Source organism: Kouleothrix sp. 19917 (genome assembly GCF_057073505.1).
Map to the genome: position 1 here is coordinate 4,389,200 of NZ_CP097099.1, position 18,855 is coordinate 4,408,054.

The window sequence follows — 18,855 nt, forward strand, 5'->3', positions numbered from 1 at the left end:
CTGGCTCGGCCGTTCGGCTGCCAAAGAACTGCAGAGCCGCCGAGCTGGCAACAAAATCCACTTTTAACAGCGTCATTGGCACGGTACCATATAAGGAGCAATGTAGTGTTCAAACGATGGATGGTTGGCCTGGTTGCGGCCCTGGCCCTGGTAGCCTGTGGCAGCCCGGCCGCCCAAACGGTGGCGCGCGTCGATAACGTCACGCTTTCACGCCAGGATCTCGACAAGCGAATTGACCGCATTCTGGACGCGTTTGCCAAGCAGCCGCAGAGTGGCAGCCCAACGCCTTCGCGCCAGGATGTCGAGAAAGAGCTTGTCGACGGCACCAATGGTTTTATTAATCAGAATCTTGTGCTGGCGCTGGCCAAGCAAAAAGGCGTGGCGGTGAGCGATGCCGAGGTTGAGAACCTGATCAACCAGTTTCGCCAGCAGATCAGCCAGAGCGGCCAGAACACCACCTTCGACGAAGTAGTGCAGGGCGCGCTGGGCTTGCCCGGCGGCGACTCGCCCGAGTTCCGCACGTTTGCTTCGTTCTTTGTGGCCCGCCAGAAGCTCTCGGAGACGCTGGTGACGACCGACACTGTGCGCGCGCAGATCGAGCCGCAGGTGCAGGCGCAGGCCTCGCAGAAGGTGAAGGAGTTCCACTCGGCGCATATTCTGTTCGCGGCGGGCGACCCGCAGAGCGGCGCGACCCCCACCGACGGCGATTTTGCGGCGGCGCTGGAAAAGGCCAATGCTGCGCTGGCACGCCTGCAAAAAGGCGAGGACTTTGCCGCGCTGGCGAAGGAGCTTTCCGACGACCCCGGCTCGAAGGATAATGGCGGCGAGTACGACTGGACGCGCGTGGGCTCATTCGTGCCCGAGTACGAGCAGGCCGTCGAGGCGCTCAAGCCGGGCGAGTACACCACCACGCCAGTGAAAAGCCAGTTTGGCTACCATATCATCAAGCTGCTCGAGCCGCTGCGCGAGGTGCCTGCGATGTCCGCCGACCAGGTAACCACGCAGATCGACCAGCAGGTGCTGCAAGAGCTGAACACGCAGCGCAACGCGGCCTTCGAGAAGCTGCTGAGCGATGAGCGCGCCAAGGCGCAGCAGTCTGGCCGCATCGTGGTGCCAACCTACCCCGACCCGACGGCCGCGCCGGTTCCGCCGGCCCAGGAGCAGCCGGCACCCACTGCCGCACCGTAAGGCCATGCAAGTCGGGTCGGGGCGTATGCAATACGCCCCGACCCGACCCCGACCCTGACCCCGACCCGACCCGACTTGCTCTCTACGCCCCGACTTGCATCACAAACTCTGATTTGCTCAACACGCCCCGACCCCTTGATTTCCCATCAGCAAAGCACTGACTCCTGAATTCTTCCTTCTGACTCCTCGCTCAGCACAGCACTTCGAGCACAAAGCCGCCCGGCGCAGTGAAATAGAAGGTCCACGAGCCGTGCTGCTTGCTGGGCGGCGCGACATCGTAGCCGTCGTCCTTCAGGCGCTGATTGATGGCGTTGACCTGCTCCTCGTTCGGCTGCATAAAGCCGACGTGGAAGGTGGCCGGGTAGCGCACCTCGTCTTCCTTCCCAATCTTGACGTTGGTGAGCGAAATCACTGCGCCGTCGTCGTCGGCCAGAAAGGCCATGTTTTTGTTGCCGCCCAGGCTGCGCAGGCCAAAATATTTTGCCAGAAAATCGTGCGTCTCCATCGGGTCAGTGACCGTCAGGTTCAGGTGGTTCAGTTTCATTGGTTTTCCTCCTTTTGCTGGCAGGACGTGAGGGGTTACATTCCAGGCGCTCACGAATCGCACGCAGCACGCCGAGCGCCGCTTCCAGGTCTTCGGGCGCCTGCCCGCCGCTGATCTGCTCGGCCCACGCCTGCTGCTGCGCCTGCACGTATTCAAGCGCCCGCGTTCCCTGCGCGGTGATCTGCATGAGCTTGGCGCGACGGTGGTGCGGGTTTTCGCGGTAGGTGATGAAGCCGTCGCGCGCCAGACCGTCGGCGGTTTGCTGCACAGTCTGGCGGCTCAGGCCCAGATTGCGCGCAACATGCGCCACCGGCACCGCGCCGTGCTCGACAATGCCAAGCACCTGCCAGCGCGCGCTGGTGAGGCCAACCGGCTGCGTGATGCGGTCGCCGTCCTCAAGAATGAGGTTGTTGAGGCGAAAGATTTCGATGATGATGGCGGTGAAGGCATCATCGTGCTGCTGCGGCTCGTCCATATGACAGTATATTACCAATATGACAATACCCTGTCAATACATCGCTGGGCGGAGCAGTCGGCAGTCGGCAGTTGGCAGTTGGCAGGAAGCAGTTGGCAGTTGGCAGTGGGCAGTTGGCGGTTGGCAGTTGGCAGTTGGCAGTTGGCGGCATCTCAAGCCCTCGTGTCTTCGTGCCTTCGTGCCTTCGTGGTGAAATCTCCCGCCTCCGGTCGTCAGTCGTCGGTAGTTGGTCGTTCGCCAAACCTTTGCGGTTAGATAAGCGTACCGCCACACGCATTCGTTGACGCGCGGCGCATGCCTCACCTATAATGACGCCGATTCCATTACCAGGCACAATCGCCCGCCTGTTTGCCCCATTGCCCTGTTCTTGCGCAACTGTCGAACCCATTCAATGGCATACGTTAGGCAATCGACCGATATCCAGCTTATAATGGCGCATTGGCAAAATACGCTGGTGCCCGGCTCGTAAACGAGCGGGCTAGGCATTGCAAAGCCCGCCTACGCGGGCTGCTTTCTATATTTGCACAACATCATCATTAGGCGGAGTTATGCTACAAAACCAACGCCCAGGGCATTTCCAGCCGGCAACACGAGGCCGCGCAGGCGGCCTTCGCAAATGGAGCCGAGGGCTTTAGCCCCACGGCAGGTACCACCACCTAGCGCGAGACATTGCAGCTATGAGCGACGACGAGATTCTATTCAACTTAAAGCGCCGCCTAATCTTGTTAAGGCAGCAGCAGGCACGCGCCGGCTTTGACACGCGGCCGCAAATCACAATGGAAATCGAAGAGCTGGAAGCTGAGATCGCGCGGCTGGAAGAAGCGGCTGCGCGTGCCGGTCTGCCCAGCCCACCCGATCCCGATTTTGTGCATCCCTACCCGATCCAGTCGGGTTTTACCGGGCGCGTGGCCGAGCGCACGATGCTGAGCGCGTGGCTCGCCAGTGGCGCGCAGCCAGTGCTGGTGCTGATTGGCATTGGTGGCATGGGCAAATCGGCGCTGAGCTGGGCTTGGCTGCAACGCGATGTGCTCGGCCTGCCGCTGCCCGGCGCAAGCACAGACACACCCGATGCTGCGGCGGCCTGCCGCCTGCCCGAGAACGCCCGCCCAACCGGCGTGCTGTGGTGGTCGTTCTACGAAACGGGTGCTGGCTTTGAGAATTTTCTAGACGAAGCAATTAGCTACGCCAGCGAGCGACGCACCAATGCACGCGACATCGCATCCACCTACGACAAAGTGCGCATGCTGCTGAGCATGTTGCAGAGCCAGCGCCTGCTGCTGGTGCTGGATGGCTTTGAGCGCGAGCTGCGCGCCTATGCCAGCCTGGGCGCGGTCTACCAGGGCGATGACGTAGAGAAAGAAAAACAGGGCGAGCATCGCGCCTGCATCAGCCCGCACACCGCGCGCTTTCTGCGCGACGCCGCCACGCTGCCGCTCAAGAGTCGCATCCTGATGACCAGCCGCCTGTTCCCGCGCGAGCTGGACGAACTGGCCGGCTGCGAGCGCAAGGATTTGGCACGAATCAATCCTGACGATGCAGTGGCCTTTTTCCATGGGCAGGGCATTCGCGGCACACGCGCCGAGATCCAGGCCGCCTGCGCACCCTATGGCTACCACGGGCTATCGCTGCGCCTGCTGGCCGGCGTGGTGAAGAAGAACAAGCGCATGCCCGGCGACATCAAGGCGGCGGCGCAATATCCCATCCTGCCCGAGCTGAAAGGGCAGGCGCAGCACCACATTCTGCAAGTCGCCTATGATCAGCTCGACGCGCCAAAGCGCGGGCTGCTGAGCCGCCTGGCTGCTTTTCGTAGCCCAATGACCTACGATGCGCTGCTGGCAATGAACAACTACACCGACACTGTGCGATTTGACCAGGCGCTGGAGGAGCTTGAAGATCGCGGTCTACTGTTTTTCGACCCAGAGCAAGAACGCTACGACTTGCACCCGGTGGTACGCGGCTATCCCTATGAGCGCTTGGTCGATAAATTGCGCGTGCACGTCCGCTTGTACGATTATTTTGTGGTCTTTTCCGCGCCAGAAAAAGACAGAATACAGAGCCTGGACGACCTGCTGCCGGTGATTGAGCTTTACCACCATAGTGTACGCGCCGGACGCTACGAACAGGCGTTTGAGCTATTCCGAGACCGTCTTATAATTCCGCTCTACTTCCGCCTGGGCGCATATCAGACCTGCATTGACCTGCTGATTGCCTTATTCCCCGACGGCGAATCACAGCCTCCCCGGCTAAAGGATGAAAGCGATCAAGCATGGACGCTGAATTCATTGGCAAACGCCTACAGCATGGCCGGCCAGCCGCGCCGAGCCGTGCTGCTGTTTGAGCAACAGAATGCAATTCAGGAAGCAGTAGATGACAAGCAAAATCTCGCCATTGGCTTGGGCAACATTGCTTATATGGCTCAAATCATCCTTGGCGAACAGGCCGCCGCCGAGCAGAACCTGCGCCACAGCATCGCGCTGTGCCGCGAGATCGAAGATGAGCCTTGGGAAGCTGTTGGACACCAGGAGCTTGGGCGACTGCTGGCTTATCAGGGCATGTTTGAGGAAGCTGCGACGGAACTGGACATTGCACAAGCAACATTTCAGAAACAAAGCGAGCAACAAAGTGAGGGTGTCCTGTCGGCCAATCGCTCCCTGCGAGCTTTACTCGTTAACGAGCCAAAAGCTGCTTTGGCAGGCGCACGCCGGGCGCGCGAGCTTGCCGATGTCGCGAAATATGAGCGCGACATTATTCGTACCGAGTGGTTGCTTGGCGCGGCGCTACTGACAGGAATTGATGAAGTTGAAAGCAAAGCTAATATATTGACCGAGGCTGAAATTCACCTCTCCGATGCACTCACGCGCTGCCGTAAGATTAATTTGATTTATCATGAACCAGATATTTTGCTAGCGTGGGCACGCTGGCATCAACTCAGTGGCAACGTGGCCCAGGCGCGCGGATGCGAATGAGGCGCTCCAAATTGCGGACCGCTGCGAGTACCGGCTTGTGCAGGCCGACGCGCACCTGTTTCTGGCACGGCTGGAGATGGCGGAGAACCAGCGCACCGCCGCACGCCAGCACGCGGAGAAGGCGCGCGAGCGCGCGTGGTGCGATGGCCCGCCGCACTGCTACAAGCCCGCGCTCGATGCGGCCGAGCGGCTGCTGGGGGAGTTGGGTGGGTGAGTTTTGAATGTTGAGTGCTGAATGCTGAGTTTGCAGATGGCAGTAGGCAGTCGGCAGCAGCAAGTCGTTTTCCTAGACCTCCGCGCCCTCTGCGCTCTTTGCGGTTAAATACCCTAGCGGGTGAGTGCTGAGTTTTGAGTGCTGAATGCTGAATTTGCAGTTGGCAGTATGCGGTAGGCAGCAGCAAATCGTTTTCCTAAACCTCCGCGCCCTCTGCGCTCTTTGCGGTTAAATACCCCATCGGCGCTCGTTTGCTGGCACCTCCTTCGGCAAGCCATACGATCCATTTCTTCAAAACCTTCGTGCCTTCGTGTCTTGGTGGTAAATCTCCCCCTCTGCGGTAAATTCGCCGCCCTCACGGCAAACCTGCAACCTGCAACCCGCAAACCTGCGAACCCGGCACCGTTCGCGGTATAATGGGGAGCCACCGGCCGCACGCATGCATGGAAGAGGTTTTGCTTGGCAACGATTACTATTCTGGGCCTTGGCCCCGGCGACGCCGGGCTGCTGACGCGCCAGGCCTGGGATCTGCTCGAACACACGCCGCTGCTCTACCTGCGCACAGCCATCCATCCCACCGTCGCCGCGCTGCCGCCGCAGATCGAGCTGCGACCCTTCGATGCGCGCTACGAGCAGGCCGGCGCGTTTGGCGATGTGTATGCGCAGATCGTTGGCGAGCTGATCGAGCGCGCGGCGGGCGGCGAAAGCCTGGTCTACGCCGTGCCGGGGCACCCGCTGGTGGCCGAGGCAACCACGCGCCTCCTGCTGGCGCAGGCGCGGGCGCGCGGCATCGAGACACGCATTGTCGGTGGGCTGAGCTTTATCGAGCCGGTGTGCGCCGCGCTGGGGCGCGACCCGCTGGAGCACGGCATGCAGCTGATCGACGCGCTGGACATGGTGCCCAGTGTTGAGTTCACAGTGTTGAATTCTGAGTTATCCGAGGCAAGCACAACTCAACACTCAACACTCAACACTCAAAACTCACAAGCGGCGTGGTCCGAAATTCAAGGTGTTGGCCCATATCAACCGCCATTACTGCCTTTCCCGCTGCTGCCCACGCGCCCGGCCCTGATCTGCCAGATCTACAACCGGCGCGTCGCCTCGGAGGTGAAAATCTCGCTGATGGAGCGCTACCCGGCCAGCCACCCGATCACGCTGGTGCGCGCGGCTGGCGTGGATGGCGACGAGCAGGTGTGGACGGTGCCGCTGCATGAGATCGACCATCAGGACGCGCTGGATCACCTGAGCTGCGCATTTGTGCCCGCGCTCGACCCACTGGCCGACCGGCGCAGCCCCGAGGGGATTGGCTACGTGGTGGCACGCCTGCTGGGGCCGGGCGGCTGCCCGTGGGATCGCGAGCAGACCCACCAGTCGCTGCGGCCCGAACTGCTGGAAGAAACCTACGAAGTGCTGGAGGCGCTCGACGCCGACGACAGCGACGCCCTTTCGGAAGAGCTGGGCGACGTGCTGCTGAGCGTGCTGATGCACAGCGAGATTGCGCGCCAGGCCGGCGAGTTCGACATTGGCGACGTGTATGAGCAGATCGCTTCCAAGCTCATTCGCCGGCACCCGCATGTGTTTGGCGATGTGACGGTGAGCGGCAGCGGCGAGGTGCTGGTGAACTGGGACGCGATCAAGCAGGCCGAGCGCGAAGCTGGTGGAAAAGCGCCACGCGGCTTGTTCGACGGCATCCCGCCCGGCTTGCCCGCGCTGATGGCCGCGCAGGAAACCGTGCGCAAGGCCGCCAAGGCCGGCTTCGACTCGGACGACCCGCAGTGGGCCTGGGAGAAGCTGCACGAGGAGCTGAACGAAGTGCGCGCCGCGGCGACGACCGAGCCCTACCCCGACGATGCGGCCCGCGCCGAGCGCGTGGCGGAGGAGTTTGGCGACCTGCTGCTGGCGATTGCCAAGCTGAGCATGCGCTTGAAGCTCGACGCCGAAAGCGCGCTGCGCGGGGCGATTGCCAAGTTCCGCCGCCGCTTCGCCGCCATGCAGCGCGTGCTCGCGGAGCAAGGGCGCGACTTCACGGCGCTGAGCGTGCCCGAAAAGGAAGCGCTGTGGGCACAGGCGAAAGACGAGAGCGCGGCGGAGTGAGGGACAAATGCCGCGTGGTGAGTTGGCCTTATTTATCCACAGATTACGCAGATTACGCAGAGAGGACCAAGAACCACAGAACCACAGAACCGAGAACCACAGAACCGAGAACCAAAGAACCGAGAACTAGGAGCCAGCTCGTTAGAAATGACGCTAACGAATACTCAAACCCTTAATCTGCGTCATCTGTGAAATCTGTGGATACTGAATCTACGAAATCTGTGGACACAGATAGAAAGACCCATGCCAAAGCCGCCGATTGAACTGTATATTGGCGATGTCGTGCAGACGCGCAAGCCGCACCCGTGCGGAGGCAGCACCTGGCGCGTGGTGCGCCTGGGCGCCGAGATCGGGATGCGCTGCGAGCAGTGCGGGCGGCGCGTGCTGCTGCCGCGCTCTACGTTCGAGCGCCGGATCAAGAAGTTTGTGGCGCGTGGCACGCCCGGCGCTGCGCCCGAGCCGGATGCCGCCGATGCCTAGCGCCCGCCGTTTCTTGCTGGCTTTGCTGCTGCTGCTTGTGCTCATTGGCGCGCAACCCGCCGGTGCGCAGCAGCCCGCCGCCGCTGGCCCGATCTATCGCGCAGCCGTCGGCGGCACAATCACATCGGTCAGCACCGGCTACCTGCGGCGCGCGTTGCAGCTGGCCGAGGCCGCCAACGCCAGCGCGCTCCTTATCGAGCTGAGCAACCACGGCGCGGTGCTGAGCGAGGCGCGCGCCTTTGCGGGCGAGATCGCCGCCGCGCATGTGCCGGTGGTGGTGTATGTCACGCCGGGCGGCACGCACGCGGGCGCGGCTGGCGCGCTGTTCCTGAGCGCCGCGCACATTTCGGCGCTCGCGCCCGGCACCAGCTTTGGCAGCCCCGCGCCGCTGGCCGATGTCGATGCGGCACTGAGCGAGCAAACCCGCGATATGCTGCTCGACAGCGTGGCTGGGCAGCTGCGCGAGTGGAACGCCACGCATGGCCGCAACCTGGCCTGGATCGAGCAGGCCGTGCGCGCGGGCGTAGTGCTCGACAACCAGCAGGCCAGCGTGTTGAAACCGCCCGCCGTCGATCTGGTTGCCGCAAATGATGGCGAGCTGCTGACGCTGCTTGAAGGCCGGCGCGTGGCCGTGCAGGGTGGCGGCAGTGTGACGATCAGCGCGTTAGGGCGCAACGTAGTCGATGTGCCGCCGACCGCGTGGGAAAGCCTGCGCCTGGCGCTGGCCGACCCAACCGTGGCGTTTGTGCTGCTGGTGCTGGGCGTGATTGCGATTGGGCTGGAGTTTGCCGCGCCGGGAACGAGCCTGTTTGCGGGCGCGGGCGTTGTGCTGCTGGCCGGGGCCGCGCTGGGCTTGTTCGTGCTGCCGCTCCAGCTTTGGGCGCTGGGCCTGCTCGTGCTGGCGCTGCTGCTGCTGGTGGCCGAGTTCATTGCCCACGCGCACGGCGCGCTGGCCGTGGCGGGCGTGGCGCTGCTGGCCGTCAGCGCGCTGAATATCATCGACCCGGCCCAGGCTCCCGGCGCAGTGGTGGCCGTCTGGGCAATTGTGCTGGTGGGCGTGGCGCTGGCGGCCTTCGCGGCGCTGGCGCTCTGGCTGGCCCTCCGCAGCCGCGAGCGGCCGATTTCCACCGGCCAGGAAGCGATGGTTGGCAAGCTGGCCGAAGTGCGCCAGCGGCTCGCGCCCGACGGCATGGTATTTGTGGAAGGCGCGCTCTGGCAGGCGATCATCGACGGCGAGCCGGCCGAGGCGGGCGAGTGGGTGCGCGTGGTCGCAACGCACGATCTGCGGCTGATTGTGCGCCGCCTCGACGCGCCGGCTGCGGCGAGCTAGCAATCGAGGTAAGGTAATCCACAGATTACGCAGATTACGCAGATACCGAGAGAACCAAAGAACCAAAGAACCAAAGAACCGAGAACCGAGAACCAAAGAGCGAGAACTTGCAAACCCGCAACTTTCAAACCTGCAACTCAGTTCAGCAGTTTTCGTCATTCGTCCCTGGTCATTCGTCGTAGAAGGAGCTTCCCTATGAACGGTGCCATTTTACTGCTTTGTATTGCGGTCATTCTCTTTCTGGTGCTGATGGTTGTGCTGTCGGCGGTGAAGATTGTGCCCGAGTACGAGCGCGGCGTGGTCTTCCGCCTGGGCCGCCTGGTTGGCGCGCGCGGGCCGGGCCTGTTCTTCCTCATCCCGGTGTTCGAGCGCATGGTGCGCGTCGATACGCGCGTGATCACGATGGACGTGCCGGCGCAGGAGGTCATCACGCTCGACAACGTGACGATCAAGGTCAATGCGGTGCTCTACTTCATGGTCGTCAACCCGAACTACGCGGTGGTCAAGGTGATGGACTACATCCGCGCGACGATGCAGATCGCCCAGACGACGCTGCGCAGCGCGGTTGGTCAGGTCGATCTCGACACGCTGCTGGCGCACCGCGAAAAGCTCAACGAGCGCCTGCAAAAGATCATCGACGAGCAAACCGAGCCGTGGGGCGTGAAGGTCACGATTGTCGAGGTCAAGGATGTCGAGCTGCCGCAGAGCATGCAGCGCGCCATGGCCAAGCAGGCCGAGGCCGAGCGCGAGAAGCGCGCCAAGATCATTCACGCCGACGGCGAGTTCGAGGCTTCCAAGAAGCTGGCCGAGGCCGCCGACATCATCGCCCGCGAGCCGGTGACGCTGCAACTGCGCTACCTGCAAACGCTGACGGAGATTGCGGTGGAGAAAAATAGCACGATCATCTTCCCATTGCCCGTCGACACGATCAAGGTCTTCACCGATATGGCCAACTACGCCGGCGTGAATGGTGCGCCTGGCAATCGCCCCACCCCGGTGGTCGCGCCCCCCACCGACCAGCCGCCGCAGTCCGGCGACACTCGCCGCCTCGACGGCTAAGCGCACCCACCGTTTCGTACAGAACACACGGCGCCTTGCACAGTGCAGGGCGTCGTGTGGCGTTGGGGCGCGTTGTGACGACCGACGACAAGATGTTTCACCACAGAGACACAGAGGCACGGAGGTTTTGAGTTACAAGTTTGCAGGTTGGCAGGTTGCAGGTTGAGCGACGACCGACGACAGACAACTGACGACCAATAGCGGAATAGTCAACCGCAAAGCGCGCAAAGAACGCAGAGAAGTTGCAGGTTGGCAGGATGCAGCCGGGGCGTATCGCATACGCCTGTTGCAGGTTTGAAAGGAATGCACCACCCGGCAATGGCAATGCACCAGCCGGGAATGGCACTGTACCGCCCGGCAATGGCAATGCACCGCCCGGCAACGACACTGCACCACCCGGCAACGACACTGCACCAGCCGTCAACGGCACTGTACCGCCCGTCAATGGCAATGCACCGCCCGGCAACGGCACTGTAGCGTCCGGCAACGACAATGTACCGGACGAAGACAAGCTTCTCCTTGTCTCCTGTCTCCTGTCTCCTTGTCTCCTGTCTCCTGTCTCCTGTCTCCTGTCTCCTGTCTCCTGTCTCCCGGCATGGTACAATGCCGCCCATGAACAATGCACGACGACGCGCCGGCTGGCTGATGCTGGCGCTGCTGCTGGCCGGCTGCGACGTGGTCGCGCTTGCGCCGCCGGCCGCCACCACCGGCCCGGCCACCGCCGCGCCCACGCCAGCCGCCACTGCCACACCCGCCCTCACCGCCCTGCCCGCCCCCGAGCTGCTGAACCGCGCGCTCGCGGCCCGCAGCGTGGGCGACTACGATGCCGCCGCCATTGATCTGCGCGCGCTGCTCGACGCCCACCCCGCCAGCGCCGAAGCGCGCCCGGCCAGCTTCTACCTGGCCGAAAGCTTTGTGCTGCGCGAGCGCTGGACCTCGGCAATCGAGGCGTTGCGCGCATTTCTCGCCAGCGAGGCGCAGCCCGCCGCCGGCCAGCCGCCCGACGACCTGTACGCGCGGGCGGTCTTCCTGCTGGCGCGCGGCTACGAGCAGGCCGGCGACTGGACCAGCGCCGTCGCCCAGTACGAGCGCTACCGCAGCTTTGCCACCGTGCTGGAGCCATATGCGCGCCTGCGCCAGGCCGCCCAGCAGCAGGCGCTTGGGCAGAACGACGCCGCCGCGCAGAGCTACGAGGCCGCCGCGCAAACCGACATCGTGGCGGGCGAGCGCGCCGGGGCCTATGAAAAAGCCATCGCGCTGCGCAAACAGCTTGGGCAGAACGACGCGGCGCTTGCGCGTTACCGCACGCTGCTCGGCTTTGCCGAATCGCCCGACTATCGCGCGCGCATTCTCTTCGACGCGGCGGCGCTGGCCGACACACAAAACGCGCCCGACGACGCGCGCACCTGGCGGCGCGAGATCGCCGCGGAGCTGCCCGCCACGCCCCAGGCGCTCGACGCCGCTAACGCGCTCGCCGCCGACCCACAGGGCGGTCTGTCTCCTGCTGATGCCGCGCAGGTCTACGCCACGCACGAGCAGTGGGCCACTGCGCTGCCGCTCTACGATGCCGCGATTGCCGCAGCCAGCGGCGACGGCGCGCTGGAGCTGCGGCGGCTGCGGGCGCTGGCGCAGCGCGCCACCGGCGATTTCGCCGGCGCGCTCGATGCCCTCGCCGCAATTGGCGCTGAATCGCCCAACAGCGAGCCCGGTCGCCAGGCGCAGCTCGATTGGGTGCAGACGGGTGGGCAGAACGGCGACACCCAGGGCGCGATCGACGGCTACCGCCAGTTCGCCGCCGCCTACCCCGACGACGCGCGCGCCCCCGAGGCACTTAGTCGCGTCGCCACGCTGCTGGGGCGCTTGAACGACGCCGAAGGCGTGATTCGCCAGCAGCTTGAGCTGGGCCAGCGCTACCCCGACAGCGAGCAGGCCCACGACGCGCTGTATGTCGCTGGCTGGTCGCTCTTCAACACCGGGCGCGGCGACGAAGCACGCGCAGCCTGGGAAACCCTGCGCCAGCACAGCCGTGGCGTGGCCGCCGCGCAGGCCGCCTTCTGGGCCGCGCAAACCCTTGGCGCAGAATCGCCCGAGCGGCGCACGATGCTCACCGCCGCGCGTGACGCCGCGCCCGACTCTTACTACGCGGCCCGCGCCGACGAGCTGCTCGGTACCCCAATCACTGGCACGGTCGCGCTCGACACGCCAATCAGCGCCGAAAGCTGGCGCGCCGCCGAAGACTGGATCGCCTCGTGGTCAAAGGAGCCAGCCGTGCACCTTGCCGACCAGGGCTACCCGCCCGAGGTCGTGCAGGCGCCGTCGGTGCTGCGCGCAATCGCTCTGAGCGATGTTGGCTTGCAGCCCGAAGCAATCGCCGAGTGGAATAGCGCCCGCGCCGCCTGGCACGACGACCCGGGCAAGCTCTACCTGCTGGCGCGGCTGGCGCACGACCACGGCGTGCCCTACATCGCGCTCAAAGCCGCCGAAGATGTAGCGCACGCGGGGCCAGACGCGAGCTTCGCGCACGCGCCCGAGGCACTGCGCCGCCTGATCTTTCCCACGCCCTACAGCGATGTCCTGCTTGCCCAGGCCCGCGAGCATGGCCTCGACCCGCTGGCGCTCTACGCCATGCTGCGGCAGGAAAGCCTGTTCAACCCCGGCGCAACTTCGTGGGTTGGCGCGCGCGGTCTGGCCCAGGTCATGCCTTCCACCGCGCAGGGCATCGCGCAAAACCTGCAAGTGGCCGATTTCCACGAAGACGACCTGTATCGCCCGGCGGTGAGCATTCGCTTTGGCGCGTTCTACCTGGGCCACCAGATCGAAACCATGGAAGGCAGCTTGCAGGCCGCGCTGTCCGCCTATAACGGTGGGCCGGGCAACGCCCAGCGCTGGGCCGGCGGCACACGCGTCGCCGACCCCGATCGCTTCACCGAGGCGATTGACTACGACGAGACACGCAATTACGTCAAGCTGGTGTATGGCTACTATGGCGCATACCAGCGGCTGTATGCCGTGCCGAGCAGCACAGGCTAGCGCGAGCGCGGGGATGGGTTTTTTGAAACCCGCATAACGCAAAAGGCGAAGCCGGCTGGCTTCGCCTTTTGCGTTATAGAAACGAAACTTACTTCGAGCGGCGCTTGCGGTCGCGGCGCGAATCGCGGCGGGTCGTCATCGCGGGCGGGCGCGGCGCGCTAATCGCTGGCGTGCTGTTTGCGCCATTTGCCTGAAGCGCGGGCTGAGGCCGGCTGGGGCCGCGGCGGCCACCTTTACGATTCGAAGCATCGTAGGCAGCAACCCGGCCGGGCAGCACTGAAAACAGGAAATAGGCCGCGTAGATCGCGAGCACAAGCTCGAGCACCGTCGCAATCGTGAACCAGATCGGCATGGTAAAGAGCTGCACCGGAACCAGGCGCAGGATGCCGAAGAGCAGACCCAGCACACCAACCGCCAGCAGCGCGTAGCCCAACATGCGCGATGCTTCGCGGCGCACCGGGTGTGGCTCGGCGCGCAAGAAAACAAGGTACGCCCCGGCACCTGCCAGCACCACCTGTGCAACCAGGTAGAGCCATTCAAGCGCTCCAAAATCGGAGGAAAAGGTCGTTAGGTAGGTAACCGGGTCCATCGTACTGGCCTCCTGGCGCGTAATCTGTGAAAAAACGAACGGTTACGCCGATTATACCAATCTCCTGCCTGCGAGTCAAACTGGCACGCCGCCCATCGGCGGAGCGGATAGGGCTTTCTATCGCAAGATTCGCCTGCCAGTCATTCGCGCCGAAGTTGTTTTTCGGGTTTTGATTTTTTTGACCGGCGAGAGTTGCAGGGATGCCCACGCAACCGCACAAACTGGCACAACGTCACTTCCTCGCCCTCCAAAAACGACATACGTTCGCACATAGCGCCGCCGAATATTTAAAACTTTTTACAAAATCACTAAAAACCTTTGTCAAAGACTGGTAAATCTGGTAAGATGAAAACCCTATATTTACCGAGCGCATCCGGCCCGGAGCCACAATGGCACATGCCACAGCAGCCGATATGGAGCTGAGCCAGCTTAACCAGCAATTTACCGTTGCCCTGGCCCAGGCTCGCACGCTGGGCGAGGCGGCGCGCCTGTGCCTGCCTGCCATCGAAAGTATCACCGGCGCACGGCAAACGCAGGTTGTCTGGCTCGCTGGTGAAGCGCATCAGCTTCTTGCCGGCAGCGGCGAGCCTGTTCAAATTCCCACAGCTGGCGAACAGCACGAACTCGTCGCCGGGCAGCCCGTTGTGCGCTGGCAGGCCGGCCAGGCGCTGGCGTGTTTTGTTCCGCTGCATGCTCGTGCCGACCTGCTTGGCTGGTTCTACCTCGAACAGCCGCATTGGAGCGACGAAAGCGCCAGCGCGCTCGCCATGCTGGCCAGCCAGGCCGCTGCCCCACTCGCGCTGATCGATATGGCCGCGCGCCGCGACGACCGGGTCGCGCAGCTTCACACCCTGAACGATATTGGCCGCCTGCTCAATGGCGTGCTCGATCCCGATACGCTGCTGGAGTCGATCTACACCGCCACGCGCCAGCTTGTCGATGCGCCAGTGTTCTTTCTGGCCTTCTACAACGAAACCACCAGCGATCTCGATCTGGCCTACCTCGTCTACGATGGCGTGCGGCAGAACCAGGAACTGCGCTGGTCGTCGCAGGTGGGTCTGGCGGGCGTGGTCGTGCGCGAGCGCCAGCCGCTCCACACCGCCGACTATGGCGAAGAATGCCGGCGGCGTGGCGTTCAGCCGCGCCCCTTCGATGGCTACCACAACTCGCGCGCCTGGCTTGGCGTGCCGCTGCTGTCGCGCGACCGGCTGCTCGGCGTGATGTCGATCAGCAGCTACCGCCCCGGCTACCAGTATAGTGTCGAGCAGATCGAGGTGCTCACCACCATCGCCGCGCAGGCGGCGGTGGCGCTCGAAAACGCGCGGCTCTACCAGCAGAGCGAGCGTCAGGCCCGCCAGCTTGCCACCCTCAACCGCATTGGCCGCACCCTCACGTCCTCGCTCGACCCCGAGCGCGTTCCCGCGCTGATTATCGAGCAGGTCACCGAGCTGCTGGAAGCTGAAGAGTCGTCGCTCCTGCTGGTCGACGAAGAAACTGGCGAGCTGGTATTCACCTACACCACTGGCACGGTTGGCGAGCAGCTGCTCGGCCAGCGGCTGCCACGCGGTGCCGGGCTGGCCGGCTATGTCGTGGAAAACGGTCGCTCCGTGATTGTGAACGATGTCCAGCAGGACACGCGCTTCGATGACCGCACCGACAAAAATACCGGCTACAAAACGCGCACCCTGCTGGCCGTGCCGCTGCGCGGCGTGGGCGGCGTGCAGGGCGTGATCGAAGCGCTTAACCCGCGCAGCGGCGGCCATTTCACCCTTGAAGACCAGCACCTGCTCGAAGCCCTGGCCGACCAGGCGGTGATTGCGCTGGAAAATGCGCGCCGCTTCGCAAAAGTCGATCAGGCGCTGGCCCGCCGCGCCCAGGAGCTGGTTGGCATCAATGCCGAGCTTCAGCACAACCTGCGCAGCCTGACGGCGCTGAACGGGCTGGGCATGGCGATCAACACCACGCTGCGCAGCGCCGACGAAATTTTTGGTATGACCACCCATGGCGTGGTTGAAATCGCGGGCGGGCTGGGCGCGGCCGTGCTGCTGCGCGAAGCCGAAGGCCTGCGCACCGCCGTGCAGATCGGGCCGACGCTGCCACAAACGCCCGAGGTCGCCGACATTGTGCAGCACGTGATTAGCAGCGGGCGCACCGAAATTCTGGCCATCCCGCCCCCGGCGCTGGCGCGTGCTGGCGTGCGCTGGATGCTGTTTGTGCCGCTGCGCGCCACCCAGCGCACGCTTGGCAGCATTTGCGTTTACTATGGCGAAGAAGCGCCCAGCGCATCGGATCGCGAGGCCGTAGTGCTGTTCGCCACCCAGGCGGCCGTCGCCGTCGAGAGCATCGAGCTGTTCAACGCCGTGCGCAATGGCCGCGACCAGATGGCGTCCATCCTCGCCTCCACCCGCGACGGTATTATGCTCGTCACGTCCGACGCCGAGGTTGCGATTGTGAACAGCGCGCTGGCGCAGCACGGGCGCCTGCCCGCCGAACGGGCTGCAAAACAAAACCTCCAGGAATTTCTGGCGATGTGGGAGCAGGCCGCCAGCTATGTGCCCGAAGAATGGCAGTCGCTGCGCCGCGAGCTTGCGCATGTCGTGGCGGGCGAGGTGTCGTTTGCCAGCGGTGAGCTGAACGAAGGCGGTGCCGCGCCGCGCGCATTCGAGTGGGCCGCCCTCACCGCCCAGCGCAGCGGTGGCAGCACCGGCGGGGCGCTGCTCGTCGTGCGCGACATCACCGAAGACAAAGAGTCGGCCCGCCTGCGCCACGACCTCACCAACATGATTGTGCACGACCTGCGCAGCCCGCTGTCGAGTGTCATGGCCTCGATCGAGCTGATGCAGAAAGGCGTGGCCGGCGAGCTTGCGAAAATGCAGCAAACCGTGATGGGCATCGCCTATAACAGCGCCGTGCAGATGCTCGACATGATCAATGCCCTGCTGGACGTAAGCCGCCTTGAGTCGGGGCGCATGCCCGTCAACCAGCGCGCCACCGCGCTGCGCCCGCTGATCGAGCACGCCACCGAAAGCTTGTCGTCGCTGGCAAACGAGCAGCGCGTGAAGATCAGTTTCTCACTTCCCGCTCAGCTGCCCCTGGTGCACGCCGACGGCGAGCTGATTATGCGCGTGATCCAAAATCTGCTGGGCAATGCCTTGAAGTTCAGCGGTCGCAGTTCCTCAATCACCCTGCGCGCCGAAGCCAGCCCGCCCGACAGCGCAAAAACCGCACCCATTACGATCTCGGTTGCCGATCAGGGGATTGGGATTGCCCCGCAGGATCAGGAGAAGATTTTTGCGAAGTTCAGCCAGGTTGGCGAGCGCCGTGGCGGCACTGGCCTGGGCCTGACCTTCTGCAAGCTCGTGGTCGAGGCACACGGCGGCCGCATCTGGGTGCAGAGCACGCCCGGCCAGGGCAGCACGTTTTTCTTCACACTGCCAACAACCTGAACAAAATACAAATCTGAGTAAACACATAAAACTACGCACGACGCACTATTGAGATAGATAATAGTGCGTCGTGCGTAGTTTTATGCGCGAACTGAGGGTAACTTCGCCCAGCCCAGCTAGATAATTATTTCCAGACCTTCGTATGCCGCGCACACGTTGGGGAATGTTTTCCGAGCATTTTCCTCGATCGCCGTCACGGTGTCGTCGGCATAGGTTGGCTCGTGGTGGAACAGCACAAGCTGCTTGGCGTTACACGCCTGCGCCACTGCCATCGCCATTTCGGGCGTGCTGTGGCCCCAGCCCTGCTTCGGCTTGGAAGGGTTGGTATAATCCTCGATCTGGTACTGGGCGTCGTGAATCAGCACGTCGGCGTCCTTGGCAAACTTCACCAGCCGCTGATCGCTCTGCACATAGCCTTCTGTATCAGTCGCGTACACCACCGTCTTGCCGCGCCACGAAATACTATACACATTCACGCCGCTTTTGGGGTGGGCATAGCTGTGGTAGGTGCGCACGCGCACTAAATCTGGCGAAGGGTCAATTTCATTGTGGTAAATATTAAGCACTTGCACATCGGCTGGGCGCGGGCCGATCAAGACAATATCGGTTTCGTTGACATTGCGCAGAATTTTGAGTGAAGGCAAATCTTCTAAAGCCACCGGGAAGCTGGGCGGCAGCATGGCGTGCGAAAGGGTTTCTTCTAAATCGCTTTCAAACACTTTTGGGCCAAGGATGTGCAGCGTGCTCGCGCCCACATACGCCGGGTCGAAGAAAGGAAAGCCCTGCGTGTGGTCGTTGTGCATATGGCTGAACAAAATCGTTGCCGTCACAGGCGCGCCATTCGCACGCGAGCGGCGCATGAGCTCGGCGCCCAGGTTGACAATGCCAGTGCCAGCATCAAGAATCAAGGTGTGCTGGCCGGCCTGGATTTCGACACAGGCTGTATTGCCGCCAATGCGAACAGTGCGCGGGCCGGGCACGGGGTAGCTCCCGCGCACGCCCCAGAAACGAATGATTAGGTTGTCGTCCGGCATGTGACAGCCCCTCCTCGTGAGCGCGCCTCATTACGCGCTGGCTTTGCAAGATTGTGTGAGTAAAATAGCAGCCTGCTGGCATGCCTGGCGCCACTGCTCGGGCGGCCCCGCACCCCAGCTCACCTGGCCCGCAAATAAAACCCCCGGCTGCCCGCGCCCTTTGGAGCGCCCACAGCTGCCGGCGGCCATACGCTTGCGCTGCCAACAAGGCTCAGCGCAAGACACTGTGCATGAATGAACGCATTCACACCGCAAATTTACCATGCGCCGGGCGATGATTTTTTGTATTTGTTCACAGCACTCGCGCCGGCTGCCCAGGCGATCCGTACGCGCCAGGCATGCTTATCGGGGCACTCGGACCGTGTGGCCGAGAGCATATGAACGCAGCAAAAGCCGTGTGAACCGA

At 63.4% G+C, this 18,855-nt stretch carries 14 protein-coding genes; 10 read left to right on the top strand and 4 right to left on the bottom strand.

What is annotated here, in order from left to right:
* Nucleotides 1–105 precede the first annotated feature (105 nt).
* On the top strand, nucleotides 106–1,188 hold the full coding sequence (locus M1P90_RS17960) for a peptidylprolyl isomerase (protein ID WP_483696659.1): 1,083 nt from the start codon (nucleotides 106–108) through the stop codon (nucleotides 1,186–1,188).
* A gap of 190 nt (nucleotides 1,189–1,378) precedes the next feature.
* Here the strand turns inward: M1P90_RS17960 and M1P90_RS17965 are convergent, their stop codons facing one another.
* On the bottom strand, nucleotides 1,379–1,732 hold the full coding sequence (locus M1P90_RS17965; protein WP_483696660.1) for a VOC family protein: 354 nt from the start codon (nucleotides 1,730–1,732) through the stop codon (nucleotides 1,379–1,381).
* Nucleotides 1,698–2,207 (bottom strand): MarR family winged helix-turn-helix transcriptional regulator, encoded by a 510-nt coding sequence (locus M1P90_RS17970; RefSeq protein WP_483696661.1) that lies wholly within the window; start codon nucleotides 2,205–2,207, stop codon nucleotides 1,698–1,700. The genes M1P90_RS17965 and M1P90_RS17970 overlap by 35 nt, the downstream gene beginning before the upstream one ends.
* Nucleotides 2,208–2,884: 677 nt before the next feature.
* Here M1P90_RS17970 and M1P90_RS17975 point away from each other — a divergent pair.
* From M1P90_RS17975 to M1P90_RS18010, 8 genes are all read left to right on the top strand, one after another.
* Complete coding sequence (locus tag M1P90_RS17975) at nucleotides 2,885–5,173, top strand: hypothetical protein (RefSeq protein WP_483696662.1); 2,289 nt, start codon at nucleotides 2,885–2,887, stop codon at nucleotides 5,171–5,173.
* The gene (locus M1P90_RS17980; protein ID WP_483696663.1) at nucleotides 5,139–5,387 is read left to right on the top strand and encodes a hypothetical protein; all 249 of its coding nucleotides are present in this window, start codon (nucleotides 5,139–5,141) and stop codon (nucleotides 5,385–5,387) included. The genes M1P90_RS17975 and M1P90_RS17980 overlap by 35 nt, the downstream gene beginning before the upstream one ends.
* A gap of 459 nt (nucleotides 5,388–5,846) precedes the next feature.
* Nucleotides 5,847–7,481, top strand: coding sequence for a nucleoside triphosphate pyrophosphohydrolase (gene mazG, locus M1P90_RS17985; RefSeq protein WP_483696664.1), 1,635 nt, complete (start codon nucleotides 5,847–5,849; stop codon nucleotides 7,479–7,481).
* 243 nt (nucleotides 7,482–7,724) lie between these two features.
* A complete protein-coding gene (locus M1P90_RS17990; RefSeq protein WP_483696665.1) occupies nucleotides 7,725–7,961 on the top strand; it encodes a DUF951 domain-containing protein in 237 nt (78 codons plus the stop codon).
* Nucleotides 7,954–9,291 (top strand): NfeD family protein, encoded by a 1,338-nt coding sequence (locus M1P90_RS17995; RefSeq protein WP_483696666.1) that lies wholly within the window; start codon nucleotides 7,954–7,956, stop codon nucleotides 9,289–9,291. The genes M1P90_RS17990 and M1P90_RS17995 overlap by 8 nt, the downstream gene beginning before the upstream one ends.
* 195 nt (nucleotides 9,292–9,486) lie before the next feature.
* Entirely contained in the window at nucleotides 9,487–10,350 is an 864-nt protein-coding gene (locus M1P90_RS18000) for a slipin family protein (protein WP_483696667.1), read from the top strand.
* Between the two features lie 318 nt (nucleotides 10,351–10,668).
* Nucleotides 10,669–10,827 carry a hypothetical protein gene (locus M1P90_RS18005; RefSeq protein ID WP_483696668.1) on the top strand — a complete coding sequence of 53 codons (159 nt, stop codon included), beginning with the start codon at nucleotides 10,669–10,671 and terminating at the stop codon, nucleotides 10,825–10,827.
* A 135-nt stretch (nucleotides 10,828–10,962) separates the two neighbouring features.
* Nucleotides 10,963–13,380 (top strand): transglycosylase SLT domain-containing protein, encoded by a 2,418-nt coding sequence (locus tag M1P90_RS18010; protein WP_483696669.1) that lies wholly within the window; start codon nucleotides 10,963–10,965, stop codon nucleotides 13,378–13,380.
* A gap of 88 nt (nucleotides 13,381–13,468) precedes the next feature.
* On the opposite strand, the gene M1P90_RS18015 is transcribed toward M1P90_RS18010, so the two are convergent.
* On the bottom strand, nucleotides 13,469–13,969 hold the full coding sequence (locus M1P90_RS18015; protein WP_483696670.1) for a hypothetical protein: 501 nt from the start codon (nucleotides 13,967–13,969) through the stop codon (nucleotides 13,469–13,471).
* A gap of 389 nt (nucleotides 13,970–14,358) precedes the next feature.
* On the opposite strand from M1P90_RS18015, the gene M1P90_RS18020 reads away from it, so the two are divergent.
* Complete coding sequence (locus tag M1P90_RS18020; protein WP_483696671.1) at nucleotides 14,359–17,415, top strand: sensor histidine kinase; 3,057 nt, start codon at nucleotides 14,359–14,361, stop codon at nucleotides 17,413–17,415.
* Nucleotides 17,416–17,531: 116 nt separating this feature from the next.
* Here M1P90_RS18020 and M1P90_RS18025 read toward each other — a convergent pair whose 3' ends face one another.
* Entirely contained in the window at nucleotides 17,532–18,449 is a 918-nt protein-coding gene (locus M1P90_RS18025) for an MBL fold metallo-hydrolase (RefSeq protein ID WP_483696672.1), read from the bottom strand.
* Nucleotides 18,450–18,855: the final 406 nt, after the last annotated feature.